At 57.2% G+C, this 25,913-nt stretch carries 26 protein-coding genes; 14 read left to right on the top strand and 12 right to left on the bottom strand.

Features of this window, described 5'->3' with window-relative positions; all coding sequences use genetic code 11:
• Positions 1–114 precede the first annotated feature (114 nt).
• A complete protein-coding gene (rpsT, locus tag QY316_08315) occupies positions 115–381 on the bottom strand; it encodes a 30S ribosomal protein S20 (GenBank protein ID WKZ31925.1) in 267 nt (88 codons plus the stop codon).
• 184 nt (positions 382–565) lie between these two features.
• Here rpsT and murJ point away from each other — a divergent pair, with 184 nt between their 5' ends.
• Positions 566–2,131 carry a murein biosynthesis integral membrane protein MurJ gene (murJ, locus tag QY316_08310; GenBank protein WKZ31924.1) on the top strand — a complete coding sequence of 522 codons (1,566 nt, stop codon included), beginning with the start codon at positions 566–568 and terminating at the stop codon, positions 2,129–2,131.
• Between the two features lie 476 nt (positions 2,132–2,607).
• On the opposite strand, the gene mazG is transcribed toward murJ, so the two are convergent.
• The 4 genes from mazG to QY316_08290 all read right to left on the bottom strand — a co-directional run bounded on the left by mazG (position 2,608) and on the right by QY316_08290 (position 5,449).
• Positions 2,608–3,405 carry a nucleoside triphosphate pyrophosphohydrolase gene (mazG, locus tag QY316_08305; protein ID WKZ31923.1) on the bottom strand — a complete coding sequence of 266 codons (798 nt, stop codon included), beginning with the start codon at positions 3,403–3,405 and terminating at the stop codon, positions 2,608–2,610.
• On the bottom strand, positions 3,395–3,970 hold the full coding sequence (locus QY316_08300; protein WKZ31922.1) for a molybdenum cofactor guanylyltransferase: 576 nt from the start codon (positions 3,968–3,970) through the stop codon (positions 3,395–3,397). Before QY316_08300 ends, mazG begins: the two co-directional genes overlap by 11 nt.
• Before the next feature lie 116 nt (positions 3,971–4,086).
• The gene (gene mobB / locus QY316_08295; protein ID WKZ31921.1) at positions 4,087–4,743 is read right to left on the bottom strand and encodes a molybdopterin-guanine dinucleotide biosynthesis protein B; all 657 of its coding nucleotides are present in this window, start codon (positions 4,741–4,743) and stop codon (positions 4,087–4,089) included.
• Between the two features lie 319 nt (positions 4,744–5,062).
• Positions 5,063–5,449 carry a hypothetical protein gene (locus tag QY316_08290; protein ID WKZ31920.1) on the bottom strand — a complete coding sequence of 129 codons (387 nt, stop codon included), beginning with the start codon at positions 5,447–5,449 and terminating at the stop codon, positions 5,063–5,065.
• A gap of 191 nt (positions 5,450–5,640) precedes the next feature.
• On the opposite strand from QY316_08290, the gene QY316_08285 reads away from it, so the two are divergent.
• Complete coding sequence (locus QY316_08285) at positions 5,641–6,537, top strand: DUF3108 domain-containing protein (protein WKZ31919.1); 897 nt, start codon at positions 5,641–5,643, stop codon at positions 6,535–6,537.
• Here QY316_08285 and QY316_08280 read toward each other — a convergent pair.
• Complete coding sequence (locus tag QY316_08280; protein WKZ31918.1) at positions 6,493–7,683, bottom strand: MFS transporter; 1,191 nt, start codon at positions 7,681–7,683, stop codon at positions 6,493–6,495. The two genes, QY316_08285 and QY316_08280, sit on opposite strands and share 45 nt — an antisense overlap.
• Positions 7,684–7,740: 57 nt before the next feature.
• Entirely contained in the window at positions 7,741–10,332 is a 2,592-nt protein-coding gene (locus tag QY316_08275) for a fused MFS/spermidine synthase (protein WKZ31917.1), read from the bottom strand.
• Between the two features lie 226 nt (positions 10,333–10,558).
• Here QY316_08275 and rplU point away from each other — a divergent pair, with 226 nt between their 5' ends.
• From rplU to QY316_08215, 12 genes are all read left to right on the top strand, one after another.
• Positions 10,559–10,870, top strand: a complete 312-nt coding sequence (gene rplU / locus QY316_08270) for a 50S ribosomal protein L21 (GenBank protein ID WKZ31916.1) — start codon at positions 10,559–10,561, stop codon at positions 10,868–10,870.
• A 28-nt stretch (positions 10,871–10,898) separates the two neighbouring features.
• Positions 10,899–11,150 (top strand): 50S ribosomal protein L27, encoded by a 252-nt coding sequence (gene rpmA, locus QY316_08265; protein WKZ31915.1) that lies wholly within the window; start codon positions 10,899–10,901, stop codon positions 11,148–11,150.
• Between the two features lie 230 nt (positions 11,151–11,380).
• The gene (gene obgE / locus QY316_08260; GenBank protein WKZ31914.1) at positions 11,381–12,409 is read left to right on the top strand and encodes a GTPase ObgE; all 1,029 of its coding nucleotides are present in this window, start codon (positions 11,381–11,383) and stop codon (positions 12,407–12,409) included.
• Positions 12,406–13,533: a glutamate 5-kinase gene (gene proB / locus QY316_08255; protein ID WKZ31913.1), complete on the top strand. Its 1,128-nt coding sequence runs from the start codon at positions 12,406–12,408 to the stop codon at positions 13,531–13,533. The genes obgE and proB overlap by 4 nt, the downstream gene beginning before the upstream one ends.
• Positions 13,534–13,727: 194 nt before the next feature.
• Complete coding sequence (locus tag QY316_08250; GenBank protein ID WKZ31912.1) at positions 13,728–14,984, top strand: glutamate-5-semialdehyde dehydrogenase; 1,257 nt, start codon at positions 13,728–13,730, stop codon at positions 14,982–14,984.
• An 87-nt stretch (positions 14,985–15,071) separates the two neighbouring features.
• Positions 15,072–15,476 (top strand): DUF4388 domain-containing protein, encoded by a 405-nt coding sequence (locus tag QY316_08245; protein WKZ31911.1) that lies wholly within the window; start codon positions 15,072–15,074, stop codon positions 15,474–15,476.
• A 2-nt stretch (positions 15,477–15,478) separates the two neighbouring features.
• Entirely contained in the window at positions 15,479–17,818 is a 2,340-nt protein-coding gene (locus tag QY316_08240; GenBank protein WKZ31910.1) for a GAF domain-containing protein, read from the top strand.
• Positions 17,812–18,060, top strand: a complete 249-nt coding sequence (locus tag QY316_08235) for a MoaD/ThiS family protein (protein WKZ31909.1) — start codon at positions 17,812–17,814, stop codon at positions 18,058–18,060. The genes QY316_08240 and QY316_08235 overlap by 7 nt, the downstream gene beginning before the upstream one ends.
• A gap of 167 nt (positions 18,061–18,227) precedes the next feature.
• Positions 18,228–18,653: a molybdenum cofactor biosynthesis protein MoaE gene (locus tag QY316_08230; protein ID WKZ31908.1), complete on the top strand. Its 426-nt coding sequence runs from the start codon at positions 18,228–18,230 to the stop codon at positions 18,651–18,653.
• Between the two features lie 309 nt (positions 18,654–18,962).
• Positions 18,963–19,454 carry a molybdopterin adenylyltransferase gene (gene mog, locus QY316_08225; protein ID WKZ31907.1) on the top strand — a complete coding sequence of 164 codons (492 nt, stop codon included), beginning with the start codon at positions 18,963–18,965 and terminating at the stop codon, positions 19,452–19,454.
• A 6-nt stretch (positions 19,455–19,460) separates the two neighbouring features.
• The gene (locus QY316_08220) at positions 19,461–19,982 is read left to right on the top strand and encodes a type II toxin-antitoxin system VapC family toxin (protein WKZ31906.1); all 522 of its coding nucleotides are present in this window, start codon (positions 19,461–19,463) and stop codon (positions 19,980–19,982) included.
• Between the two features lie 389 nt (positions 19,983–20,371).
• Positions 20,372–20,908, top strand: a complete 537-nt coding sequence (locus QY316_08215) for a DUF1579 domain-containing protein (protein ID WKZ31905.1) — start codon at positions 20,372–20,374, stop codon at positions 20,906–20,908.
• Between the two features lie 52 nt (positions 20,909–20,960).
• Here the strand turns inward: QY316_08215 and QY316_08210 are convergent, their stop codons facing one another.
• The 5 genes from QY316_08210 to QY316_08190 all read right to left on the bottom strand — a co-directional run bounded on the left by QY316_08210 (position 20,961) and on the right by QY316_08190 (position 25,878).
• Entirely contained in the window at positions 20,961–21,836 is an 876-nt protein-coding gene (locus QY316_08210; protein ID WKZ31904.1) for a hypothetical protein, read from the bottom strand.
• Between the two features lie 83 nt (positions 21,837–21,919).
• Entirely contained in the window at positions 21,920–22,768 is an 849-nt protein-coding gene (locus QY316_08205; protein ID WKZ31903.1) for a proline dehydrogenase family protein, read from the bottom strand.
• Positions 22,765–24,054, bottom strand: coding sequence for a GTPase (locus QY316_08200; protein WKZ34099.1), 1,290 nt, complete (start codon positions 24,052–24,054; stop codon positions 22,765–22,767). The genes QY316_08205 and QY316_08200 overlap by 4 nt, the downstream gene beginning before the upstream one ends.
• Before the next feature lie 23 nt (positions 24,055–24,077).
• Complete coding sequence (locus tag QY316_08195; GenBank protein ID WKZ31902.1) at positions 24,078–25,349, bottom strand: aspartate aminotransferase family protein; 1,272 nt, start codon at positions 25,347–25,349, stop codon at positions 24,078–24,080.
• Between the two features lie 280 nt (positions 25,350–25,629).
• Positions 25,630–25,878, bottom strand: a complete 249-nt coding sequence (locus QY316_08190; GenBank protein ID WKZ31901.1) for a hypothetical protein — start codon at positions 25,876–25,878, stop codon at positions 25,630–25,632.
• Positions 25,879–25,913 lie beyond the last annotated feature (35 nt).

The following is a 25,913-nucleotide window of genomic DNA, read 5'->3' as shown; positions in this document are numbered from 1 at the left end:
CATGAGGGGCGCAAATAAGCTTCTGGAAGGGAACTTCTCTCAGGGAGTACTGAACGCAAAAAAAAGACCTCCGGGTTTTTGCCCGGAGGTCTTCTGGTTTCTATGAGGTATTATCTACTTCGTCTTCTGGTTAACAAGCTTAGAGAGGCGGGATACCCTCCTTGAGGCGTTATTCTTGTGGAGAACGCCCTTTGAAGCGGCCTTGTCAAGCTCGGTTATCGCGTTCTTGAGGCTCGTTTTCGCCTCGTCGGCCTTTCCTGCCGCAACCGCCTCTTTCACTTTCTTTACCGCCGTCCTCAACGAGGACTTAACGGAGGCGTTCCTCTGCCTCCTCTTCTCGCTCTGTTTGTGCCTCTTTATTGCCGACGCGTGATTGGCCAAGATATCCTCCTGAAAGTATCTTTCCCTTTAATTTATGCTACCTTTTAAGGCGCTAATTTGTTAACCTTGATCTTTATAGATTGCATCTATATTGGCCTGCTTCGTCCGAGATAGGCCCGGTTTTCGGATAAAGAGACATGATATTTGTTTTTAGACCCCTTGTCAAGCCCTTTGGGTGCGCCGTGTGAGCCACGAAAGGAGGATCACCGGGGCCGCCTCGGTCATAAGCGCCCTTACAGCGGCAAGCAGGGTGCTCGGCTACCTGAGGGACGCGGCCCTGGCCTATGTTTTCGGCGCCGGCCTTGTTGCGGACGCCTTCTTCATGGCCTTCAGGATATCGAACCTCCTCCGCCGGCTCGTGGGCGAGGGCGCCCTTACATCCTCATTTATCCCCATATTCACGGACGAGATGAGCAGAAGGGACCGGAGCGCATTGAGGTCTCTCGCCTCGAGCGTCTTCACCCTCTTCGCACTTATCCTTGCCGCCCTCGCCATAATCGGCATCATCTTCTCAAGGGAGATAGTCTGGTTGATGGCCCCGGGCTTCCTCTCCGACCCGGGCAAATTCGAGCTTACGGTATCCCTAACCAGGTGGATGTTCCCCTACATGCTCTTCGTGGGGCTAATGGGCATCGCCATGGGGGTCTTGAATTCCTACAGGCATTTCACGGCCCCGGCCCTTTCGCCGGTCCTTTTCAATCTGGCCATCATCGCGAGCATCTTCGCGATAGCCCCGTACCTCGACTCCCCGGTCTACGCCCTGGTGGTGGGGGTGCTTGCGGGCGGTGTTTTCCAGCTGCTTCTGCAGGTGCCGTTCCTGGGCAGGGTCGGGATGCTCCCTAGATTCTCATTCGGGTTCAGGGACAGCGCAATAAGGAAGATATTCGCCCTCATGGGGCCTGCCGCCTTCGGCATAGGCGTATACCAGCTCAATATATTCGTAACCATGTGGTTCGCCTCCGGGCTGCCCGAGGGAGCTGTCTCGTACCTTTATTACGCGGGGAGGCTCATGGAGCTCCCGCTCGGCGTTTTTGGGGTCTCGGTAACGACCGCGGTGCTCCCGAGCCTCTCCGAGCAGGTGACGAGACAAGACTGGGACGGCTTCAAGGGCTCCATCTCCTTTGCCGTGAGGATAGTGAATTTCGTCATGATACCGGCTACCATCGGCCTCCTGGTCCTCTCATACCCGATAATCGAGCTCCTTTTCACGAGAGGGGAGTTCAGCGCCGCCGACGCCGCCGGGACCGCGACCGCCCTCTACTTTTACGCCTTCGGCCTAGTGCCGGTGGCAATCGCCCGGATACTCACCTCGGTCTTCTATTCGCTCAAGGACACCATGACCCCTGTCTGGATAGCCCTCATAGCCTTCCTGTTCAATGCGGTCTTCTGCTTCGTGCTCATAGGACCGCTCGGGCACGGCGGGCTCGCGCTGGCGACAACGCTCGCCGCGCTTGTGAACTGCTCGATTCTCTTTGTCGTCCTCCGGATGAAGTTCGGGCGTTTCGGCGTGACAGGGATGTTAGTCTCAGGGCTTAAGTCCACGGGAGCTGCGCTCGTCATGGGCGTCCTCGTATATCTACTGGCATTCGGCATAGTCGATATCCCGGGAGGCGTGTGGAAGGCGGCCCTCTTAAGCGCCTGTCTCGGACTGGGTGTTATTTCCTATGTCGCGGCATCCAGGCTCATGGGCGTTACTGAGCTCGCGTTTTTAAAAGGTTTTTTATTTCGGAGAGGCAAAAAGGCGGGTTAAATGAATAAGGGGCGAATGGCCCCAAGCGTTTAATTTACCGAGTTATTTTGTGCCTAAAAAAAGAGCAACGTTCAGAACGCCCATATAATCCGGTTTTGCCGTTTTTTGCATAGGCCCTCTTTTCAACAGCTTATCCACAGCATGTGGGGAAATCTCCTGAAGCCCTTGATTTAGCAGGCTGCTGGAAAAATTTTTTTGAGAGGCACTTTTTGTTTTGCTTCTACAAAATAACCCTGGCATAAGGCGGAGCGAACATAGGGTTGGAGGAAGGGCGGGCGAGGCGGGGCAACAGGAGCGAGGCCCCGTAGCGGGCCGAGCGACATAAGGGCCGAGCCCGGAGGCTGGTGGCGGAAAGAGAGCGGAGCCTTATGCCGAAAAGCGCGGCAGCGCGTTAAAAGGCCTTTGCAATTCGCTGGTGCGCAGAGCGTCACCAGGCTTTCTACGGAAAGTTTTCCCCAGAGTCTTTCTGCCGCCTGCTAATCCTGTCTTTTGGGCGACTTTGCCTCTTGCCAGAGGCGTTCGAGCTCGTCAATGGGGGTTGATGAGAGGTCGCGGCCCTGTTTAAGGAGCTCGCTTTCGATGTGGTGGAAGCGGGTTATGAACTTCGCGATGGTCTTTCTAAGTGCGTCCTCGGGGTTTACTTCGAGGAACCTCCCGACGTTTACGAGGGTGAAGAGCATGTCGCCGAGCTCTTCTTCCATTTGAAGAGGCTCCTTCTTCCTTACAGCCTCCTTGAATTCGTCAAGCTCCTCGTTGAGTTTTTCCAGTACCTCTTCCGTATTCTTCCAGTCGAATCCCGCCTTTGCCGCCTTCTGGCTTATCTTGTGCGCCCGAAGGAGCGCAGGCAGGACTTCCGGGACCCCGGCAAGGCGTCCGCCGGTCTCCTTGCCGCTCTTCTCCTTCTTTTTTATCTCAGCCCACTGGCGGAGCACCTCTTCGGGCGTTTCGGCCCTGGCCTCTCCGAACACATGGGGGTGTCGGCTTATCATCTTCGAGTTTGAGCGGTCTATGACGTCTGCGAGCGTGAAGTCCCCTTTTTCCTTCGCTATTTGCGAAATGAATATGACCTGGAAAAGGAGGTCCCCCAGCTCGTCCCGGATTTCATCGGGAATGCCGGAGTCTATGGCGCATATGACCTCGTAGGCCTCCTCGATTATGAAAGGCACGAGGGAATCCATGGACTGCGCCCTGTCCCAGGGGCAGCCGTCCTCTGCCCGCAGCCTCTCCATCAGGGTTTCGAGCTTTCCGATATCCGCTTTCCCGTCACTTTTCATCTATCCCGGCCCTTTTGAGGTCGTCTCTGGTGTTCACGTTCTCGACGGATATGGATATGTCGAGGCCCGGGAAGTCCTCTTCCGTAAGCCTCATCGTATCTATCTTCCCGAAGAGGTCGTTTATCCTGAGGTTTCCGGCCCTTACCATCTCCTCTATTGCCGACATGCACCTTTTGGAGTAGGCCGCGTGCATGGGGTGTAGCATGCCGCCTATGAAAGGTATGACGCAGTCCGCTTTCGATGCCCTTTCCGCGACCGCCCTTACGCATCCAGCGTCGAGGTGAGGCATGTCGCAGGCCGTTACGAACGCATGCTCGGATCCGGAAAGGTAAAGGGCGGTGTAGATCCCTCCCAGGCTCCCGGCCCCCTTGATTATGTCCTCGTGCACAGGAAGACCCAGGCTGCCGTACAGCGCAATATCGTTCGCGACTATGAAGGCGGGGTCGAATACCGACCCCACGACGCGGACCGTCCTTTCTATAATGGTGCCCTGGGCAGTATCTATGAAGGCCTTGTTGAAGCCCATCCGGCGGCTCTGGCCGCCGGCGAGTATCGCTCCGGTCATCTTCAAGGGCGGATTTTGAGGTAAGTTGTTCAAGGCGAGTGGTTTATCAAGCCGTTTGTGGAGGCATATCGCCCTTGGCGCGATTCAGTTCTCGGAAGAGCCTCAGGTACAAGCGTTCATGAGCCGCGCCTGGTGATCCTTATCTCGATCTCGTCGGCTTCGCCGCATCCCTTTAGGCTCTTTATCATGCCGGTCACGCCGTCCCGGAGGAGGTTTTCTATGAACGGCTTCAGCTCAACGTTGGTCCCGTTAACCAGAAGGCTTACGCCGGGGTCCCTGTGCCCCTTTATTATCCTCTCTTCGATGAGGTCGGATATGCCTTTGAAATCGTTAAGCTTATAGACGGGCAGGCGCCTGCTCACCTTGAAGTCCGAGGCAAAGGCCATGAGGTTCTTGTCCTTGGCGCAGACCGGCCTTGACGAGTTCGCCTTCCGCACCACCTCTATTTTGGGGAAGGGCGATTTCTTGAAGCCTTCGAGGACGACCACATCCACCCCGGAAAGATAGGAGGCGATAAGCCTCTCGGGCGGCCATTCCTTTTCAACGTCTTTTATTACCGCGAACTTCTCTGGAGACGAGAGGGCCACGACCCTTGCGCCGGCCTGCTTGTGCCTCCAGGAGTCCTTGCCCTCGTGGTCTATCTCGAAGCCGTGCGCGTCGTGCTTCAATACGCCTACCCTGTAGCCCCTCCGGGTAAGCTCGGAGATGACCTTCTCGAGGAGCGTAGTCTTGCCGCTCCCGGATTTCCCTACTATCGATACGATGGGCGCCATGGTTGGATAACGCTTAATATACTATGACTTATGGCGGCTTGTAAATCATTTTAAAGGCAGCCCGTGTCTTGAAAACCGGTAAAAGTGCGCTGGTGTGAAATTGAGCTGTTTGGGCAGCCTGAACGTGATTCTTGAATCGCAAACCCTTAAAGGCTTGCAATTCCTGAGAGGAGGCACTGGCATGGGCGCTCCGGAAGCGAACAGGATGAAAAAAGAAAGGGACGGGTTTTTGCCCGTCCCTCTGATTATTGCCAGTGTGCCAACGTTCAGGCGCTATCGTTCCCTTGGGCCCTGGATTTAAAGTCCAGGCTGGGCTCTCTTACATCCCGCCGCCGGTCGTGCCGCGCTCCGAGCCGGGTGTTGCGCGGGGCTGCTGCCCTGCGCCTGCCTGGGGCTGGGAAAGCCTCGCGTGCTCAAGGGCCTTCTCGGCGTTCTCTATCGCCTCTTCGGTGTTGCTTACCGCCTCCTTGATGTGCTCGTCATCTGCCGCGGCCTGTTGCTGCTGCTGGAAGGTCTTGAGGGCCGATTTGAGGTTGTCTATCGCCTGCTGCGTCTGCTGCACGGCCTGCTGCTGGGTCATGGGCTGCTGCATCTGCTGCTGCCTCTGCTGGGCGGTCATATCCTGCGCGTTGGAAATAGCCGGCGCTACGGCGAATGCGGACAGGAAAAACGATACGGCTACGGCTGAAAGAGTTGACCTCTTCATTTCATTCTCCTCCTCGTTGGGGTTTATTTGACTGCCGGTTGGCGGGACGCAGACTATTCCCATACCGATGACATGGAAATGAAGCATCCCTTCCAACAATTATATGTCAAGAACCGGCCAGCGCAACCCCGGGCCGGGCTCGCGTTTGTATTTGCTTGATTTACCTCCTGAAATTCTTTAAAATAAAACCCATGCGTAATTCAATCAAGTGCCTTTTCAGCTTAAGTCTGGTTTTACTTCTCCTCTCATCGACAGCCGCCCCCCTGCATGCGGGGTCCGGAAACGAAAAGACGATAGGCCAGGCCTTTGCCGGCGAGGAACTCGTCTATGAGATAGGTTTCTGGATATTCGACGACGTCGCTGAAGGCAGGCTCAAGATAGAGGAGGGGGAAGGCGGCCTGTACACGGCGACCCTTACGGCCCAGACCTCGGGCTTCGTGGGAACGATTTTGCGCCACAGGCGGGATAAGTATATCGCAACTCTCAGGATGACCGACGACGGCAAAAGGTTCGTGACCGAGCGCTTCGAGAAAGAGGTCGAGATAGACGGGAAGGACAGGAAAAGGTCGGTCCATACCGTGGATTACGCGAAAATGACCGTGATCTGGGACTATTGGAAGGGCGAAAAGAAGGATAAGGAGGGTGCGGCGGACATACCGGAGGGCATGTTCGTCGATGACCCCATAGCCGCCTTCTATAACTTCAGGTTCGGGTCGTACGGTAAAATAGAGGAAGGTCGCGTCTACAATATAGCGAGCTTTCCCAGGGACGGCCGCTTCCCCGAGATAAGCATAAGGATAGTGCCTGAAAAGGAGCTTAAGAAGAAAAGAAAAAGGAGGACCTCCGACTACCTGGCGGACGCCCGGATAGACAAGGACCTCTTCGGCTCCAAGAACGGCGAGATAGAGATAAATTTCACCAACGGGATGCTGCCTGTGCAGGCCGTCGCCAAGGGCGTGATCCTATTCGGCGACGTCAAGGGCAAGCTCCGCGAAGTAAACCTTTCCCGCACTGTCGCGGCGTCTCAAGCCGCGCCGGCCATCTCATCCCTTCCCCGGCCTGAATACCACGAAAACAAGGGCGGCTAAGGCGGACATGCCGCTTCCGTAAAGGAAGGTCGCTTCCGGGCCCACGTTGTCCCAGAGGTATCCTGCCATCACGCTTGCCGGAAGGAGCATGAGGCCGACCACCGTATGGTACACGCCGAATGCCGTGGCCTTCCGCTCCGGCGGGGCGAGGGTCGCGAGGTAGGCCCGGAGTGTCCCCTCGCTCATGCCCTTGAATATGCCGTAGAGCGGGAATAATATCCAGATGTGGAGTGCTTCGGTAGAGAAGGCGATGAGGACGAATATAACGGAGTAATAAACGAAGCCGGCCAGCACCATGCGCCGGAGGCCTATCTTGTCTGCGAGCGCCCCCATTGGCGTCGAAGAAAGCGCGTAGACGATATTGAAAGCGAGATATATTATCGGGATGAGGGCGCTACTCACCCCCAGGTCTTCGGCCCTGAGTATCACGAAGGCGTCGGCGAAATATCCGAGCGAGAAAATCCCGACTACCACAAGGTAGCGCCTGAACGGGCCGTCGAAATCGGATATCGAGAACCTCGGTAGCCTCGCGGCCTCCTCTCTGGTCCTCTTTTTTTCGGTTATGAAAATTATTATGACCAGGACGGATATAAGGGCCGGTATGGTCGAGAGGAGGAACACGAGCCGGAGGTTGCCTACGAAGAAAAGGAGTATAAGGAACGCGATGCCCGGGCCTATTATGGCCCCCACGGTATCCATCGACCTGTGGAAGCCGAACGCCAGGCCGAGCTTCTCCTTTTCCGTCGAGTCTGCGATTATCGCGTCACGCGGGGCGGTCCTGGTGCCCTTGCCGACCCTGTCTATGAACCGAGCGCCGAGCACGTGCGACCACGCTGTCGCGATCGCGATGAGGGGCCTGCTCACGGCGGATATGCCGTAGCCCGCGCCCATGAGGAGCTTCCTTTTGCCGAGCTTGTCAGAGAGCCAGCCCGAGAAGATCTTGAGGATCGAGGCAGTGGTCTCGGCTATGCCCTCGATTATGCCTACGGCGGTCTTTGTGGCGCCTAGTACCGTCGTGAGGAAAAGAGGCAGGAGCGGATAGACCATCTCTGAAGAGATGTCCATCAGCATGCTCACGAAACCGGTATAGAATACGTTCCGGTTGAGCCCGAAGATATATTTTCTTTCTCCTCCGCCCCGGTCCATACAATGTGATTCTTGCCGATTTTGCCGTGTTTTGCAAGGAGGGGAGGAAAGGAGGGGTCAGCGGCCGAGCTCTTTTCCGAGCCTTTCGGCGTAAACCCGCGCTTCCGCATTGCCGGGGTCTGATTCGAGCGACCTTAGGAAAGCCCGGCGGGCCTGTTCGAGCCTGAACGCGTACTGGTTGTAGCTCTTCCCGAGGTTAAGATAGAATTCCCCGGGCTCCTCTCCACGGAGGACCACTCCCGGCGCTTCCCATCCGGCAGATTCAAGTAGCTCCGCGACCCTGTCCGGGCCGGTCACCTTCCTGTAAAGGCTCTTCGGGAGAGAGAATTCGAGTACCGGCCTCTCGTCCGTGTTTATGACGGAGTCCCCTATGTATTTACGGAGTTCCGCATCGCCGGCAAGGTGCAGGCCGAAGAAGTCGTAGGGTGTGTTCATGTCCACGCTTTGAAGGCTCTCCCTTATCCTTCGGTCCGCGAAGACTGCCCTGAGGCGCGCCATGTCGACCGGGTGCTCCCCGACGCTCCCGATGACCACCAGGTCGAGGGACTCCCTGAAATGGAACCATACGCTCGCGTGCGGGAAAGCGGCGGCAAAGGAGTTGAGGCCTGTTTTGAAGTCCTCGGGCGTGCTGTTGTAATTGGAAAACCAGACCGCCACTATGCCGCCATCATTCAGCCTGCCCTTGAGCTCCATGAAATAGTCGTATGTGAAAAGGTTCGAGACCCCGGAGATCCAGGGGTCTGAAACGCCCGACACGATGACGTCGTATTTGCGCTTGACCGACGAGAGGAAGCTCCTGCCGTCGGTCACATGGAGGCGCACCCTGGGGTCTTCCAGCGCGTTGTTGTTTGCCCTGGAGAAGAACCTTGCCGCGTCCACTACGGCGGGCTCGAGCTCGACCACGTCGAAGGCACTGAAAGGGTAAAGCTCCAACATGCCGAGGGTCACGCCCGAGCCGAGGCCTATGAGGAGCGCGTCCCGGGGGTCCCCGCGGTGTAGTATGGCCGGGATGTGGCCGAGCACCGTCCAGCTTGCCGGGGGCTTCCCCCGGTCGCTTCTGGCCTCCTGTTTCCCGTTCGCCTGGTAGGTGAGCGTCTCGCCGTCGGGCCCTGAGCTCCGGACGGTTATGACGGCGTTAAGCCCCTCGTTATAGTAGAGGAGTTTGTCGTTGAATGCCCAGTCCCTGAAGGAAGCCTTTCCGCCTGTATTCCCGTAATCGTTTGCGTACATCCCAGTCGTCATGGCCTGCCTTTCCCATGACGGGAGCATTAGGGCCGTCACGATGTAAATTGCCGCAAACGCGGCCGCCCACCGGGATTTCCATGAGGCGGAAAGGCCTGAGAAGGCCAGCGCGGAAATGCATATCGCCATATTGAGGGCCGCTATGAGGACGACCCCGTTCTGGGCCCCGAGCCAGGGGATGAGGATAAAGCCGCCGGAGAAAGAGCCGAGTATCGCTCCGGAGGTGTTGAAGAAGTAGACGTTCCCGACCCTCTTTCCGATTGACCGGCGCCCCTCCGAATATATCCTGTTGACGAGCGGGAATAGGGCGCCCATCGCGAGCGCGGGCACTATCATGACCATTGAGGCCATGAGGAACTTGAAGACGAGGAAGAGCCAGAACCTCTCGCCGAAGGCCTGCTTCAGGTTGAAGAACACGAACGGGAGCTCTTTATAAAGGAATATGGAGGCGAGGGCGAATAGGCCTATCACGGCTTCGAGGAGCGCGAACCAGAATACGGGCCGCCTCAACCTGTCCACGAGCGGGGCGAAGGCGATGCTCCCGAGGCCGATCCCTGCGAGAAATGTCGAGAGCATTATGGTGAACGCGTACACTGACGAGCCCAGGACAAGCGAGAGTATCCGCGTCCAGAGGACTTCATAGGCGAGGCTCGCGAAGCCGGAAAGGAAGAAGGCGGATATGATGAAGGCGTTCAGCCTCATTTTTGCGGCGCCTGCCTCCTGGGCGCAAGGAGCTTCCGCCACCGGCGCCGGGCCCGCCTTCCGCGCGCCGTCATGCCTGAAAAAAGCGAGTAACAGGAGCCCGGCGATGATGTCCACCGCCCCTGCCAGGTAAAGGGTCGAGCTAACGCCGAGGTAGTAAAGCGAAAAGAGCCCCGTGGCGAGGCAGCCCGTTACAGCCCCGAGTGTGTTTACGGCATACGGGACGGCTATATGGAAACCGATCCTCTCTGTAGATGCGAAGTGTTTGACAACGGCTGGCAGGGTGCCGCCCATGAGCGTCGTAGGGACGATAAGGGCCAGGAGCGACAGCCCGAACTGCGCCGGCTCGAAACCGGCCCTGTAAGTGGAATCCCCGGTTATGGGCGAGGCGTAAAGGTAGACGCCCTTTACGAGGCTGAAGACCAGGGGCGAGGCGATGCAGTATGCCCCGAGCGCTATTATGAGGACGGCGTAGGTCCTGAGGGGAGCGTCGGAGCGGTCGACGACCCTGCCGAAAATGGCGCTCCCGAGCGCGAGCCCGGCCATGAAGGTCGAAAGGACCGTGGTGACCGCGAACTGGGTGGAGCCGAAGGAGAGTATCAGAAGCCGTATCCACACGACCTCGTAGGCGAGGCCGGTAAGGCCGGTTACGAAAAAAAAGGCGAGTACGATATGGTCTTTCCGGAGCTCTCTTACTGGCGGCATGGTCTTCAGGCTGCGATACTGAGCAGGCTGGCTCTCTATGGAAATATTTAATGATTTGTTTTTGTTAGGAGACAGGATAGAATATCCGAGATGTGTTTGCAAGGCCGGATTGCACCAGGCGCGGGTCGCCTTGCACCCTGTGACAAAGGGCTTGACACGGGTTTCCAAAACCGTTATTATTTAACATTCAAAAGGCTTGGAATAGATTCCTGGAGGGCATTAGAAGATGTATGCGGTCATTAAAACAGGCGGAAAGCAGTACAGGGTCTCGGAAGGAGACGTCCTGAACGTTGAGAAGCTCTCCGGCGAGCCCGGCGCGAGAATAGAGCTTTCCGACGTGCTTGCTGTCGGCGAGGGAGAGAGCATAAAGGTGGGCTCCCCGAGGGTGGAGGGGGCGGTAGTCGTCGCCGAGATACTCACCCAGGACAGGGACAAGAAGGTTATCATCTACAAGAAGAAGAGGAGGAAGGGCTACGACAAGCGCCAGGGTCACAGGCAGCCCTTCACCAGCATAAAGATACAGGAAATCAGGTCTTGATATTTTAAGGCTTTCAGGAGGTTTTACAGTGGCACATAAAAAGGCGGGCGGAAGCTCAAGGAACGGCAGGGACTCGAACGGCCAGAGAAGGGGTGTCAAGCGCTTCTCGGGCCAGGCCGTCTCCGCCGGCTCCATAATAGTCAGGCAGGTGGGGAGCAAGGTATACCCCGGCTCGAACGCAGGCATGGGCAGGGACTTCACCATATTCGCGAAGGTAAGCGGGGTGGTCCAGTTCGAGGACAGGGGAGCCAAGAAGGTCGTAAACATCCTTCCGCAGTAGAAAAGGGTCTGGAAAAATCATTCATAAGGGCGGAAAGGAGAGGCTTTTTCAGTCTTTCCATCCGCCCTTTTTGCATTTCAGCGCTTTTTTATATTTAAGAAGTAGTCCGGGCATAAGCGGAGCGGACAATTCATGGCGCGCACAGCGCTCCAGCGCGTTAAAAGGTCTCTTGTAAATAAAACGTGCCTTACCGGAGGCAATCCGCGTGAGCGCCGAACGGAATTATAAAGATGAAGTTCATAGACGAGGCAAAGATATACGTAAAGGCCGGCGACGGCGGCAGGGGCTGCGTCAGCTTCAGGCGCGAGAAATACGTGCCCAAGGGCGGCCCTGACGGCGGCAACGGCGGAAGGGGCGGCGACGTCCTCCTCATTGCCGAGGGCAGGCTCGCGAGCCTCCTTGACTTCAAGTACAAGCGCGAATACAAGGCGGAGCGCGGCCAGCACGGCATGGGCAGCATGTGCAGCGGCAGGGACGGGCTTGACTTGAGGATAAACGTGCCCGTTGGCACTGTCGTAAAGGACGCGGACACCGGGGAGGCGCTCGCCGACCTCGTGGCGGACGGCCAGGAGTACCTGGTATCGCGTGGCGGAAGGGGCGGCAAGGGGAACGCCCATTTCGCGACCTCCACCCACCAGACGCCCAGGTTCGCCCAGCCCGGCGAGCCGGGCGAGGAGAAAAATCTTAAATTAGAGCTCAAGCTCCTTGCCGACGTCGGCATAATAGGCTTTCCGAACGCCGGGAAATCGACCCTGATCTCACATATCTCGGCTGCAAAGCCCAGGATTGCCGATTACCCCTTCACGACCCTCGTCCCGAACCTCGGCATTGTGAAATTCGGAGATTTTGGCGGGTTCGTCGTGGCCGACATCCCGGGCCTCATAGAAGGGGCGCACGAGGGCAAGGGGCTCGGCGTGAGGTTTTTGAAGCACATCGAGCGGACGAGCATATTCATCCATGTCATAGACCTCTCTCCCGTGTCGGGCAGGGACCCGAAAGAGGACTTCGAGGTAGTGAACCGGGAGCTGCGGGCCTTCAAGGCCGAGCTGGCGGAGAGGCCCCAGGTGGTTGCGCTCAACAAGACCGACATACCGGAGGCCGAGGAGAAGGTCGCGGAGTTATTGAAATTTTTTAACGGTTTGGGTATAAAGGTATTTCCGATCTCAGCAGCCACGGGAAAAGGCCTTAAGGAGCTTGTGAACTACGTCGGCAGGGAGGTATCCGCCTCAAAGGGCGGGGGAGCATCCGAGGCAAGGTGAAGGACTTAAGGAAGAAGATAGCAAAGAAGGCCCGCAGGGTCGTAATAAAGGTCGGGAGCGCCGTAATAGCCGCACCGCCCGTTGACGGCGCGGACATATTCGCAAGGCTCGCCTCCGCGATAAAGGAGCTTAAGACCTCGGGCAGGGAGACAGCGGTAGTAAGCTCGGGCGCCATCGCCCTCGGCATGAGAAGGCTCGGCATGAGGGATAGGCCCGTTGCCATCCCCGAGCGGCAGGCCGCCGCCGCCGTGGGGCAGGGCTCGCTCATGGCCATGTACGACAGCGCGTTCTCGGCGGTTGAAGAGAAGGCCGCGCAGGTGCTCCTTACCCACGACGACCTGGGGAGCCGCAAGCGCTTCCTTAACGCCCGCAATACCCTCACTGCCCTTTTCAGGCTCGGCATAGTGCCTGTCATAAACGAGAACGACACCGTGGCCGTGGAGGAGATAAAGTTCGGCGACAACGACGCACTCTCGGCCCTTGCCACGAACCTGGTCGAGGCCGACCTCCTTCTCATACTCTCCGACATAGACGGGCTCTATGAAAAGGACCCAAAGGCGTTCCCTGACGCGAAAAAGGTGCACGTGGTCGAGGACGTCGACGCCTTGAGGACCGACTCGATGGCAAATTCAGCGAACCGGCTCGGCACCGGCGGCATAAGGTCCAAGTGCGAGGCCGCAAGGCTCGCGGCCCACTTCGGGGCCGCGACGGTCATCGCAAACGGGAACAGGCCGGGCGTAATCTCCCGCGTAATGGCCGGCGAGGACGAGGGCACGCTATTTCTCCCCAAGGAGGACAGGCTGACAAGCAAGAAGCACTGGATAGCCTTCTCCGCGCGGCCCACCGGAAGGGTCTTCGTAGACAACGGCGCAAGGGACGCTCTCCTTGAAAAGGGGAGGAGCCTGCTGCCCTCCGGCATAAGCGAGGTCGACGGCGCATTCGAGGCCGGGGAGGTAGTCCACTGCGTGGACCAGTCGGGGATGGAGTTCGCGAGGGGGGTCGCAAACTACAGCTCATCCGAGATAAAGAGGATAAAGGGCCTCAAGACCGCCGACGTGGTGGGCGTCCTCGGATACAAGGTCTATGACGAGGTCATCCACAGGGACAACCTGGTCGTGCTCTGATTGAGGGGGCCTCTTTTTAGAGGCACCCTGGAATGTAAATGCGTGTTTTTCCTAAACCCTTGGGGGGTTCCTACCGATAGTATCGTATCGGCATAGAGCGCGGCCAAATCGCCCCGCCATTTTGGATGCCCCTTTCGGAATGGAAAACCGGAGAAAAACAAGGTAGTTACATTTATTTTCTCAAGGAGATTTTCATGTCTGTAAGGGATAGCGTCCTGGGGATTGCAAAGGCTGCTAAAGAGGCCTCTTACGGTGTGGCAAGGCTCGATACTGCCGCAAAGAACCGGGCCCTTGTGAATATGGCCGAGGGGCTTTTGGTCGCCTCGGACTTTCTAAAGAAGGAAAACCGGAAGGACGTGGAGGCTGCCACGGCCAAGGGCCTTCAGAAGGCAATGGTCGAGAGGCTCACGCTCTCGGATAAGGTCATAGGCTCCATGGCAGCCGGGCTCAAGGAAGTCGCGGCCCTGCCCGACCCGGTGGGAGAGATAACCGGGATGCAGAAGAGGCCGAACGGCCTCATGGTCGGTAGGATGCGCATCCCCATCGGGGTGATAGGCATTATCTACGAGTCCAGGCCGAACGTGACCGCGGACGCGGCAGGCCTCTGCCTTAAGTCCGGGAACGCCGTGATACTGCGGGGCGGGAGCGAAGCCATTAACTCCAACAACGCCATCGCAAAAGTGCTGAAGGAGGCATGCGCAGAAGCCGGCGTGCCTTCGGGCGCGATACAGGTCATACCCACGATTGAGAGGGAGGCCGTCCTCGAGATGCTGAAGCTCGAGGAGGAGATCGACCTCATAATACCGAGGGGAGGCGAGGGGCTCATAAGGTTCGTAGTCGAGAACTCGAAAATACCTGTAATAAAGCACTATAAGGGGGTCTGCCACGTATTTGTCGACTCTTCAGCCGACCTCGGGATGGCCGAGAGGATAGCCTTCAACGCCAAGGTCCAGAGGCCTGGCGTATGCAACGCGATGGAGACGCTCCTCGTCCATAAGGACGCAGCCGTGAAGTTCCTGCCTTCCATGTATGAAAAATACAAGGCCGCCGGGGTGGAAGTGAGGGGCTGCGAAAGGACGAGGGAGATTTTGAAAGACGCCGTCCCCGCGACCGAAGAGGACTGGGGATCCGAGTACCTCGACCTCATACTCGCGGTAAAGGTGGTCGACGGCATGGACGAGGCCATAGGGCACATAGCGCGGTACGGTTCGCTCCATACCGAATCGATAGTCACGAGCGACTACGGCAACGCCCAGAGGTTTCTCCGAGAGGTCAACTCCTCGACCGTGCTCGTCAACGCCTCGACGAGGTTTTCGGACGGTTTCCAGCTCGGGCTCGGCGCGGAGATAGGCATATCGACCACCAAGATACACGCCTTCGGCCCGATGGGGCTTGAGGAGCTTACTACCCGCAAATTCATAATCTTCGGCGAAGGCCAGGTAAGGGAATAGGGCCTGGCGCGAAGGGTAGAAAAAATAAGGGTTTTAGGATAAAATAAAACGGTTAAAAGGGCCCTTTTCCGGGGCCGGGAGGCGGGCGTGGGCGTCAAGGGCAGGCTCAGGGACATGAGCCTCGTGGACATAATCCAGATCTTCAATGCGGAACGGAAGACGGTCGCCATACACCTCGGCTCGGAGCTCGGTTACGGGCGTGTGTATCTAAAGGACGGCCAGGTAGTGCACGCCGTTTACAGGGACGCACTCGGCGCGGAGGGCTTCTTCCAGCTCCTTGCGTGGAAGGACGGCGAGTTCGAGGTGGAGCCTGACGCCGTCACGCACGACAGGACCATAAACGAGTCCTCTGAGGGGCTCATACTCGAAGGCCTCCGGAGGCTTGACGAAACCAGGGGCAAGGACGTGCGGGCCGGGGGGAACGTAGGGGACCTTGAGTCCATAAGGCTCATGAACAGGCTCATAGAGCTTGAGATACTGGAGAAGTCCTGAGTATGCCCGCCGAGGTCAAGAACATAGCCCTGATAGGCGCGAACAAGGAAGGATTGAAGCTCCTGCCCATTCTCCTCGGGGACCAGCGTACGCGCATCCGCCTCATAGCCGACCCGAACAGGAACGCCATGCTCTTCAAATTGAAGGAGCTGGGATACCGCATAGCCTCGAGGTTCAACGTAGAGACGACCACCGACCTCGAAAGCCTCAAGAAAATCCCCGACCTCGACGTAATCGTGAACGCGCTCCAGGACCAGGCAACCGAAAAGTTCCTCGAATCGCCGGAGTTCAGGGACGTCGAGAAGCTCGGCCCGCTTTCCACCAGGCTCATATGGGGCGTGAGGGCCTCGACCGCGCACGACGGGCACTGCCAGGACAAGGTGCACGAGCAGGCCAACCTACTCACCTCCTTCCGCGAGATAGTGGACGCCGTAAGGCTCACCATAGACAGGAAAGAGCTCCTCTCCGTTATCTTGAAGCTCGCGACAGAGTCCACCCGCGCCGAGCGCGGCTCGATAATGCTCATGAACGACGAGAAGATGCTGAGGGTCGAGATCGCGAAGGGCATGGACGAGGAGGTCGTGAGGAAGATACGGGTCTCGGTGGGCGAGGGCGTCTCCGGGAAGGTCGCCGGCACGGCAAAGCCCTTGCTCTTGAGCGGAAAGGCCAAGTCAGGGCAGTTCTCGCGTCCAATGGACCGTAGCGACGTAAAGAGCGCAATGTCTGTCCCGCTCGTCGTAAACGGCGAGGTAATCGGCGTCATAAACGTAAGCTCGAGCGAATCGACCCACGTCTTCACTGAGGAAGACCTTAACTTCCTTACGAGCCTTGCCGGTCTGGCCGCCGAGGTCATACAGAGGTCGAACGAGTACGAGAAGCTCCGGGTGGATTCCGCCAAGTTCACCTTCTGGAAAGAGGTGGACTCGCTCATGTCCTCCAACCAGCCGATGGAGAAGCGCCTGAGCGCCGTATGCAAGAGGCTCGTGGAGATAGTGCCGGGGCTGACCTGCTTCATCTACATCCTGGACGACGACTCCGGAAGGCTCATGCTGCAGGCCTCGAGCATCAGGGACACCAAGGGCCTCGGGCTCCTTACGCTCCGCCCGGGCGAGGGCATAGAGGGCGCGTCGCTCGACGGGGTGGTCGACACCTTCCTTGTCGACAGGACCGAGCACGGTCAGATAAAGAAGGTCTATCTTTCGCTTCCCATGATAACCAAGGGGCGGCTCGTGGGCACCCTGAACGGGCAGATAATATCCCACGGCGGGCTTTCGGTCTACCACGAGTCTTTCCTGAAGGACATAAGGACCCTCCTTGCCGAGAGCATATGGAAGCACAAGCAGAGCGAGAAGGACAAGCTCCGCTCAAGGAAGATGTTCGCCGTGGACGAAGCGGGCCTTGAGATGATATCCATGAAGGACCCGAAGAAGCTCGTCACCATTATCGCCACCACCCCCGCCGTCATACTCGGGGCGGAGGGGGCGCTCCTCAGGATAAAGCAGGCCGGCTCCAAGAGGTTCCAGACCGCGGCCACCTACGGGCTCGACGACGCGGCAGTCCGGGACTACTTCCTTCCGTTCGAGAAGGAAACGGTCATGGAGGTCCTCCGGAGAAAAGAGCCGGTAATGCGCGAGTTTTCCGAGGAGGCGAGCCCTTACATAAGGTCGGTCCTCTCGAAGCCCATTATGATAGGCGAGGAGACGGTCGCGGTCATCTCGCTCTTCAACAAGACCGGGGACAATTCGATCTTCCCGTGCGGCTTCACGAAGCAGGACCTCGAGATACTCTCCCGCTTCTGCGTGTACGCGGAAAAAGCTCTCGCCAACATGCACGCGCCAGCGCCGAAGGAGGCCTCGAAAGAGGCCGAGGCTACGGGCCCTGCGCCCCTAACCATCTTCGAGGAGAAGGTCGAGCAGGAGCTTAACCGCGCAAGGAGGTTCGACAGGGGCCTGGTGCTGGCTACGATAAGGGTCGCGGGCCTCAAGGACATGGGCACCGGGAAATCCGATTTCGAGACGAGGCTCATAGGCGAGATACGGAAAAAGACCCGTAGCTTCGATATAGTAATAAGGCTCAACGAGGAGACCTTCGGCTTCCTCTTCCTCGATACCGACGAGAAGGTCACAAGGCTCCTCCATTCCATATCAGCGGTCATAGCGAACGAGCCGGCCTTCAAGAGCGCCTTTTCCGAGGGCAGGGCCGACATACTCTACGGGTATGCCACCTTCCCGAGGGAGGGCGACTCTTTTGCCGAGCTATTCGCAAAGGCCTCGAACAGGGTCAAATTGGACTTGAACAGGGTCCAGGACACTGAACTGAAGGGACTGGGTCAGCAATGGTAACCGTAAGGTTCTTCGCCATGCTCAAGGGGCTTGCGAAGACTGAGATAAAGGAATACGACATAAGCTCGCCTCTGCCGCTTGACGAGCTCAAGTCCCTCATCAAAAGGGACTTCCCGGCGCTCAAGGGGCTCCTTGACAGCCGCTCGGTGCTCGTCTCCATAAACCAGGAGTTCGCTGAGAAAGACGCAGTCGTGAAGGACGGCGACGAGGTGGGATTTTTGCCGCCTTTCTCGGGCGGGTAGGCTTAAAGACTTTTCGGGGCCAATTGAATTACCCCCTTTCCTAAAGGGGGAATGAGGGGGATTTATAATGGTGCGCATAGCGCACCCAAATAATCTCCCCTGCCCCTAATTAGAAAAAAGGGGAGCTATATCTTTTCAACTTTCCTTGAGCAGGGAGTGATAACCTGATGTCAGATCTCGTAAGGATACAGGAAAAGGACTTCTCCATTGACGAGGAGGTGCGCCGTGTGACCGCCGCCTCAAATGGCATCGGCGCGGTGGTCACTTTTTTAGGCGCGGCAAGGGACTTCTCCAAGGGCGAGACCATAACCGGCCTTTCATTCGAGCATTATCCGGTGATGGCCGAGAAGAAGCTCGCGGACATAAGGGAGAGGGCCCTCAGGAACTTCAACATAATAGAGATGGGCATAGTCCACAGGACAGGGAAGATAGACATAGGCGAGAACATCGTCCTTATCGTCGCCGCCTCCGCGCACAGGAACGACTCCTTCATGGCCTGCGAGTGGGCCATAACCGAGCTCAAGAGGACGACCCCCATCTGGAAGAGCGAGACGACCTCGAAGGGGGATGTCTGGGTCTCGGAGACGCCTTAAGCAGGCTACTGAAAAAGTCCATCTGCTTCGTTGTCTTCGTCGCTCGTCACTGCGGCGTACACGAAAAGTACGCCTCATTCCTCGCTCCTCGACGCCTCGCATCTGGAGCTTTTTGAGCAGCCTGCATGTGAGTTGAGTTTTAAGCAACATTAGGTAAGGTCTGATTTATTCCGTTTTCTTTCATTCTGAGGGAGCGTAAGCGACCGAAGAATCTCGTAAGTTGCTGATTTTCTAAATACGAGCTTCTTCGCTGCGCTCAGAATGACAACATTTGTGAATTAATCAGAGCTTCCTTAGGAGAGTCATGTCATGGTAACAGTCGGAATACTCACTATGAGCGACAAGGGCTCGCGCGGCGAAAGGGAAGACCTTAGCGGCGCCGAGATCGAGCGCATGATAAAGACGCTCCCCGCCGAGGTAAAGGCCTATGAGGTCATCCCGGACGAGACGGACATAATCAAGGCCAAGCTCATCGAATACGCCGATGTTCTGAATCTGGACCTCATCCTCACTACCGGCGGCACCGGCGTAACCCCCAGGGACGTGACCCCCGAGGCCACAAAGGCCGTAATCGAAAGGGAGCTCCCCGGGATGTCGGAGGCCATGCGCGCCGAGAGCCTCAAGAAGACCCCCAACGCAATGATATCCCGCGCGGTCTGCGGGATACGGAAATGCTCCCTCATAATTAACCTACCCGGAAGTCCCAGGGCCGTACGCGAAAACTTAGCGGTAGTCATGCCCGCCCTAAATCACACGATAGAGAAGATAAAGGGAAGCAAGGAGGAGTGCGGGAGGGGGTAGTCTTTTATGAACATAAATAACCCTCCTAAATTCATTGCAGAGGATAAATCTGCCAAGTACGCCAATTTGTTCTTAGATACATGTGCGCTTTTTAAATTGTTGGCGAATGAATTAAATGAGCCTGGAACGGAAATTTTGCAATCATATTTATCAAGGCAACCTGGTATACGAATCCATACTTCTGAATATTGTATTGGGGAAGTATTTGGAGTGTTGAAAAGAAAATGGTTTCGTGATGGAGTGCTTTCTGTGGATGGATATCTTTTGCTGATTAACAGAATCAGATACAAAATTGATAACAAGCGGCTTGTTCTGCATGATTTGTCATTGTCCAAGTACTTCGGAGAATCTTCTGAGATTGTAAAAAAATACGATGTTGACTTTCTTGACGCTCTTTTTTTGAATCATTGCAGATTTGAATTTGCAAGTAAAGGTATCTTTGTTACAGCAGACGAAAAACTATCACAGGCGGCAAATGATTTTGGAGTTCTCTGCTGGAATGTTTTGAAAGATTCTAATCCACCTTAATGTAATGATGAATACGTAGGGGTGCGTTGTGCGCACCAGTTCCGTAGGGTGCGCTATGCGCACCACTGATATGCGGTAACCCTTTTCCGTGAGCCCTTTTTTTGAATCCATCTGCCCTTGGAATTCAAAGGACTTTGTGCGCGAAGCGTCGCACCCTGCAAAGGCTTTTCCCCTCTTTTTTAAAGAGGGGCGGGGGAGATTAACTGTATCTAATCTTCCTTTAGAAAAGAGGGATTTTTAACTCCTCCCAAAGCAGATTCTTCGCTCCGCTCAGGATGACAAGCGATTTCCTTCGGAATGACATTCAACGCCCCTCCCGTCTTGACACCACCCCATCCCGCGCATATTCTTAATTATGATGTAATGGTATGCATTGAAAGGAGGCTTTTATGGCTACCGAGAGAAAGCCTGAAAGAAAGATGGACCCCGAGGCCATGAAGGAGCTTTACATAAAGCTCGGCACCCCGGGAGCGCCGCATGCGTTGCTCTCCCGCATGGCCGGGAGCTGGAATACGAAGACGAAATCATGGGAGCCCGGCATGCCGCCTGAGGAATCATCAGGCACGTGCGAGCAGAAGATGATACTCGGAGGGAGGATCCTTCAGCAGGAGTCCACAGGCGAGTGGATGGGCGGCACCTTCAACGGCCTGGGCTTCACGGGATACGACAACAACACAAAGAAGTTCGTCTCCACCTGGATGGACTCGATGGGCACGGCCATATACTACTTCGAGGGCCCGATCGATAAAGACGGCAAGGGCTTCACACAGCGGAGCCGCTATGACGACCCGGTCAAGGGCCCGACCGAATGGCGTTCCACATGCAGGCTCGTGGACGACAATACCGTGACCTTCGAGATGTACGGCACGCCCGTCGGAGGAAAGGAAGAGAAGATGATGGAGATTACGTATACCCGGAAGCAGTAGGTGAAATGCGGAATAGGCCGGAAGCGCGAGTCGAACGATAAGGCGAGGGCGCTCAGGCAATTTCATTAAGCGCGTTTTTTATCTCCTGTACCCTCGCAGGTTTGCGAAGGACCCTGAGCCCGTCTAACGTGAACGAGGGGTCTGAGGCCGGTTTTCGCGTAAGGAGAATGAGCCTGTCTTTCAGCTCCGGGCGGAGCCCCGTGGCCGCTGGGAATAACTCCTGGTCAAGGCCGGATACGTCTTCGTCGGCCATGACGGCGGAATACCCGCATTGGCCAATCCTGTCGAGGGCCTCTTTACCGGTCACTGCGCTGTCGAGGACGACCTCCACGCCGGAGTATATGGCCTTAAGGCCTTCCTCGAGCAGCCCATCGCGGGAGACCACGAGGAGCCTCTTGCCGCGTAGCGGCGAAAAACCGGTTTCGAGCCTTTGGATGAGCGGGTCCCAGTTCAATGACTCGACATAATCCTCCAGTCTCTTCCTGTGCCCGAAGACGAGCTCTTCCGCATTTCCGTCCAAATGGCCCTCCCTGAAAAGCCAGTTGACCACATAGGACATGAAGTCGTTGCATTCCTTGGATTCTATGGTGATGATATAATGGAGCAGGCCCTCCTTGGTCATCTTGCCCGCCATTATCCTGCCCTTGAGGAAGAGGAGAAAGTCTTCCACATACTCCATGTCAGCGCGGTCAAGGGACAATATGCAGGGCAGGTCTATCCCGCCCGCAATAAGCTCCGAAGCCTTCCTGGCGGCCTTATAGTGCTCCAGTTCGTCTGCCTTGAGCTTGTGGAGCAGCCGGACGAATTCCTCGTCCTCGGAAAACACCGAGGCCGCGAGCCCGTATGCCTCAGCCGCGGCTGCCTCGACCCGGCACAGCCAGTCGGTTATCTCACGCATCGCAAGAAGGCCTCCGATAGTTTTGTCCATCCCCATTCGTGACCCCCCGCGATGCCATTGTCACTCAGCAGCCTCAATCAATCGCCAAAGTATAGAATGGATTGCCCGATATTTCAATCGAGAATGTTCCTCAGCACGAACCAGGCGTTTTCCTTCCGCTCGCGGACCCTCCTCAGCATGTACGGTAGCCAGTCCCTGCCATAAGGCACATAGACCCTCATGGCATATCCCTCGCCGGAAAGCCTCTTCTGGAGAGTCCTTTTGATGCCGAGTAGCATCTCGAAATCGAACGCCCCCTTCGGGATGCCTTTTTCCTCCGCGAACCTTTTGGTTTCGTCTATGAGCCTCTCGTCGTGGGTGGCTATGGCTGGGCGGGTATCGCTCAAGAGGAGCTCTTTCATGATACGCTCAAAGCTCCTGTCCACGTCTTTCTTGTCGGCGAAGGCGATGGACGGCGGCTCCTTGTACGCGCCCTTTACGAGCCTGATGCTTCCGCCAGAAGCGGCGACCCGCCTCGCGTCTTCCATGCTCCTTTTAAGGGCGCTCTGTATTGCGATTCCGACGTCCGGGTATTTGTCCCTCAGTCCGAGAAAGATGTCGATGGTCGCCTGCGTGAATGCCGAGCCCTCCATGTCGATGCGGACGAAGTTCCCGAGGTCAGCGGCTCTTTGCACTACTTTTTCCGTGTTCTTCCGGGCGAGTTCATCCGATAGCGCAAGGCCCATATGCGTTAGCTTCAAGGATACGTGAGAGTCTACGCCGGATTCTTTGATGTCGGCGAGGAGGGCCAGGTACTCTTCGGCAGAGCGCGCGGCCTCTTCGGCGGTATTTACGTTCTCTCCGAGGCTGTCTATGGTCGCCTTCAAACCGAGAGCGTTCAGGGCCGCTGCCGCGCCTATCGCGTCCCGCCTCTCGGTCCCTGCTATGTATCTACTGGCGAGTATAAGGAGAAAATCCTTCATCCGGTTTTTGAAAGGAAGGCGCGCACCTCGTCCCATAGCCCGGGCCTGTCCATCTCCTCTATCTCATAGCGGACTCGCACAGCCGGTTTCGTTATCGGGACGACGCGGGAAAGGTCTATAGGCGTGGCTATGAGGACCAGGTCCGCAGGGGTCTTCTCTATTATCTCCTGAAGCTCTTTTTTCTGCCCCTCCGAATAGCCCATCGCCGGCAGGAGGTTTTGAAGGTCCGGGTATTTGCGGAAGGCCTCCTTTATCGTGCCGGAGGCGTAGGGCCTCGGGTCCACGGGCACGGCCCCGAATGCCCTTGCTGCTGCAATCCCGGCGCCGAAGGCCATGCCTCCGTGGGTGAGGGTGGGGCCGTCCTCCACGACCAGCGCCTTCTTCCCCTTTATATCTCCCTCGACAGTTATCGCCGAATCGGTCCTCAATATCGTGGCGCGGGGGTTTACGGCCCTCGCGTTCGAGGCGACAAGCTCCACCTCCGCCCCGGCGCTCCCGGCCTTGTTGACGACCACGAGATGCGCCCTCCGGAGGTTCGCTTCCCCGGGGTAATATCCGAGTTCGTGCCCCGGCCTTAGCGGGTCAGTGACGACAATCTCGAAATCCGGACGGATGAAAGGGAGGTCGTTATTCCCGCCGTCCCAGAGGATGATGTTGCCTTCTTTTTCGGCCTCGTCAAGTATCGCCCTGTAGTCGACCCCGGCGTATACAACGAGGCCGGATTCGACAAGCGGCTCGTATTCCTCGAGCTCCTCAATAGTGCACTGCGCTTTTACCAGATCCTCGCGGGATGAGAACCTCTGCAGCCGCTGCCTCTCGAGGTCGCCGTACGGCATGGGATGGCGTATGGCAACCGGCCTTTTCCCGGCTTGGAGGAGTTTTTTACCGATATACCTCGTTACCCCGCTCTTGCCGCACCCGGTCCGCACGGCAGAAACCGAGATAACCGGCCTTTCTGCCTTTATCATCGCGGCCTCTGCCGAGGGTAGCACAAAACCCGCGCCCAGCGAGATTGCGAGCGCGGCCCTTTGCATGACGTATTCGTAAGAGACGTCGCTGTAGGAGAAGACGACCTCGTCGGCCCCGTATTTTTTAATAAGCTCCGGAAGCTCGTCTTCCGGATATATCCTTATGCCTTCGGGATAGAGCGGGCCCGCGAGGGAAGGGGGGTAGGTCCGGTTTTCGATAAAGGGTATCTGGGCGGCGGTGAAGGCGACGACCTCTATCGAAGGGTCGTCCCTGTAGAGGACGTTGAAGTTGTGGAAGTCCCGTCCGGCGGCCCCCATGATGATAATGCGCTTCCTTCGGCTCAAGGAAGGGCCTCCTCGAATATGGAAAGCGCCGCGTCCATCTCTTCCCTGGTCACGGTGAGCGGCGGCATGAGGCGGGCGACGTTCTTTCCCGGGCCGCACTCGATTATGACTAGCCCGTTATCCAGGCACCGTTCCATCACCCTTTCGAGCCCTTCCTTATCAGGGCCTCCGTCCTCCTTCACGAACTCGATGCCTATCATGAGGCCGAGCCCGCGCACGTCGCCGATTATGCTGTGCCGCTTTTTCATGTCGTTCAGCCTGGATAGCGCGTACTCTCCGGTCCTCGCGGAGTTCTCAAGGAGGCCCCTTTTTCTTATTGTGTCGATTGTAGCTACAGCCGCGGCAGCGGAGACCGGGTTCCCGCCGAATGTGGTGCCGTGCGCTCCGGGAGGCCACTTTGACATGAGGCTTGCTGAGGCCCCGAAGGCGCTCAGCGGAAAGCCCGAGGCTATGCCTTTTGCCATGACGATTATGTCAGGCTCAAGGCCGAAGTGCTCGGAGGCGAACCATCTCCCGGTCCTGCCGAAACCGCTCTGCACCTCGTCGGCGATAAGGAGGATGCCGTGCCTTGAGCAGAGGTCGCGGAGCCTGAAGAGGACCTCTGGAGGCGGAGGGGCGTATCCTCCTTCGCCCAGTACCGGCTCGATTACCATGCAGGCAACGTCCTCAGGCGATATCTGGTGCCTCAGGATGCCTTCGAGGTATTCGTAGCATTCGAGAGAGCAGTCTTTCCTCTGATGCCCGAGCAGGCAGCGGTAGCAGTAAGGGTAGGGCGCGTGGTAGACGGACGGCAAGAGAGGGTGGAAGCCGCGCCTGTATTTGGCGGCAGAGGTCGTAAGCGTCAGGGCCCCCATCGTCCTCCCGTGGAACCCGCCGGTGAAGCTGATTATTCCCTGGCGCCCGGTTGCAAAGCGCGCGAGCTTTATGGCCCCTTCTATAGCTTCCGCGCCGCTATTTGAGAAGAAGAACATGTCGATTGCGCCGGGGGTTATCTCAGCAAGCCTTTCGGCAAGCTCGACCTGCGACGAGTACCTGAATATGCAGCCCGAATGGACGAGAGAGTCCATCTGGCGCCTGGCGGCTTCGAGCACCTCTGGCGGGCAGTGCCCCAGGTTCGCGGTCGCAAGGCCCGAGGAGAAGTCCATGTACCTCTTCCCCCCGGTCGATTCGACATAGAGCCCTTCCGCCTTTTTGACCTCTATGTCGGTGTGGAAAACAAGGGCCGGGGTTATGTGTTTCTTCGCCCGCTCTTTAAGGTCGTTCCCCATGGGCCTCCGAATCCCCTACAGGCTGCTGAAAAACCCGCTTCAAGGCGTTGTCTTCAAAATTGGACATTCCGGCGTACAATAAAAGTATGCCTCAGCCCTCATTTTCGACTCCTTGCATCTTGAGCTTTTTGAGCAGCCTGAATAAGATTTTGAGATCGATTTATTCCCCGGACTCTGCGTATTGATCGCGGGGAAAATCTGAGATTTTTGAGGTTGCCTTCAGTTCATTCCGGGAAGGATGGAATGCAAGCCGGACGGCCTGCGCCATCCGGCTCCGGCTTCATTCCGTGTCTATCGGCTGGGGCTCGCAGAGGAGGGAGTCGTAGATGGCGAGCCTGCCGCATTTCTTGCAGACGTACTCGATCTCGTCGACCATCTTGGGGCAGACGTGCCTGGGGTCGGAGACTTCCTTGCCGCAGAACTCGCACACGAACGGCAGGCCCTCGGTCCTCGGGTGGCAGAGGTGGCCGCGTCCGCTCGCGAGCCCGCTGCATGTGGGACAGGAATAGGTCTTGACGTATTGTACCATCCGAACGCTCCTTGTAATGTTTTGAATTGCCTGCC

The organism is Thermodesulfobacteriota bacterium (assembly GCA_030583865.1).
In the GTDB taxonomy this organism is placed as follows: Bacteria; Desulfobacterota; GWC2-55-46; order GWC2-55-46; family GWC2-55-46; genus UBA5799.
Note: the sequence above shows the minus strand (reverse complement) of the source record. Positions and strands in the feature narration are given on the sequence as shown.

What these genes read in the sequence shown, in the direction of transcription:
- QY316_08240 (WKZ31910.1), top strand. Translation starts at nt 15,479, where the DNA reads ATGCCCGCCGAGGTCAAGAACATAGCCCTGATAGGCGCGAACAAGGAA.
- QY316_08230 (WKZ31908.1), top strand. Translation starts at nt 18,228, where the DNA reads ATGTCAGATCTCGTAAGGATACAGGAAAAGGACTTCTCCATTGACGAG.
- QY316_08275 (WKZ31917.1), bottom strand. Translation starts at nt 10,332, where the DNA reads ATGCCGCCAGTAAGAGAGCTCCGGAAAGACCATATCGTACTCGCCTTT.
- QY316_08220 (WKZ31906.1), top strand. Translation starts at nt 19,461, where the DNA reads ATGAACATAAATAACCCTCCTAAATTCATTGCAGAGGATAAATCTGCC.
- mazG (WKZ31923.1), bottom strand. Translation starts at nt 3,405, where the DNA reads ATGAAAAGTGACGGGAAAGCGGATATCGGAAAGCTCGAAACCCTGATG.
- QY316_08250 (WKZ31912.1), top strand. Translation starts at nt 13,728, where the DNA reads ATGTCTGTAAGGGATAGCGTCCTGGGGATTGCAAAGGCTGCTAAAGAG.
- obgE (WKZ31914.1), top strand. Translation starts at nt 11,381, where the DNA reads ATGAAGTTCATAGACGAGGCAAAGATATACGTAAAGGCCGGCGACGGC.
- QY316_08190 (WKZ31901.1), bottom strand. Translation starts at nt 25,878, where the DNA reads ATGGTACAATACGTCAAGACCTATTCCTGTCCCACATGCAGCGGGCTC.
- QY316_08285 (WKZ31919.1), top strand. Translation starts at nt 5,641, where the DNA reads ATGCGTAATTCAATCAAGTGCCTTTTCAGCTTAAGTCTGGTTTTACTT.
- QY316_08195 (WKZ31902.1), bottom strand. Translation starts at nt 25,349, where the DNA reads ATGGGGAACGACCTTAAAGAGCGGGCGAAGAAACACATAACCCCGGCC.
- rplU (WKZ31916.1), top strand. Translation starts at nt 10,559, where the DNA reads ATGTATGCGGTCATTAAAACAGGCGGAAAGCAGTACAGGGTCTCGGAA.
- mog (WKZ31907.1), top strand. Translation starts at nt 18,963, where the DNA reads ATGGTAACAGTCGGAATACTCACTATGAGCGACAAGGGCTCGCGCGGC.
- QY316_08200 (WKZ34099.1), bottom strand. Translation starts at nt 24,054, where the DNA reads ATGGGGGCCGCCGGACGGGACTTCCACAACTTCAACGTCCTCTACAGG.
- QY316_08300 (WKZ31922.1), bottom strand. Translation starts at nt 3,970, where the DNA reads ATGACCGGAGCGATACTCGCCGGCGGCCAGAGCCGCCGGATGGGCTTC.
- QY316_08205 (WKZ31903.1), bottom strand. Translation starts at nt 22,768, where the DNA reads ATGAAGGATTTTCTCCTTATACTCGCCAGTAGATACATAGCAGGGACC.
- mobB (WKZ31921.1), bottom strand. Translation starts at nt 4,743, where the DNA reads ATGGCGCCCATCGTATCGATAGTAGGGAAATCCGGGAGCGGCAAGACT.
- QY316_08280 (WKZ31918.1), bottom strand. Translation starts at nt 7,683, where the DNA reads ATGGACCGGGGCGGAGGAGAAAGAAAATATATCTTCGGGCTCAACCGG.
- QY316_08290 (WKZ31920.1), bottom strand. Translation starts at nt 5,449, where the DNA reads ATGAAGAGGTCAACTCTTTCAGCCGTAGCCGTATCGTTTTTCCTGTCC.
- QY316_08210 (WKZ31904.1), bottom strand. Translation starts at nt 21,836, where the DNA reads ATGGACAAAACTATCGGAGGCCTTCTTGCGATGCGTGAGATAACCGAC.
- QY316_08215 (WKZ31905.1), top strand. Translation starts at nt 20,372, where the DNA reads ATGGCTACCGAGAGAAAGCCTGAAAGAAAGATGGACCCCGAGGCCATG.
- QY316_08235 (WKZ31909.1), top strand. Translation starts at nt 17,812, where the DNA reads ATGGTAACCGTAAGGTTCTTCGCCATGCTCAAGGGGCTTGCGAAGACT.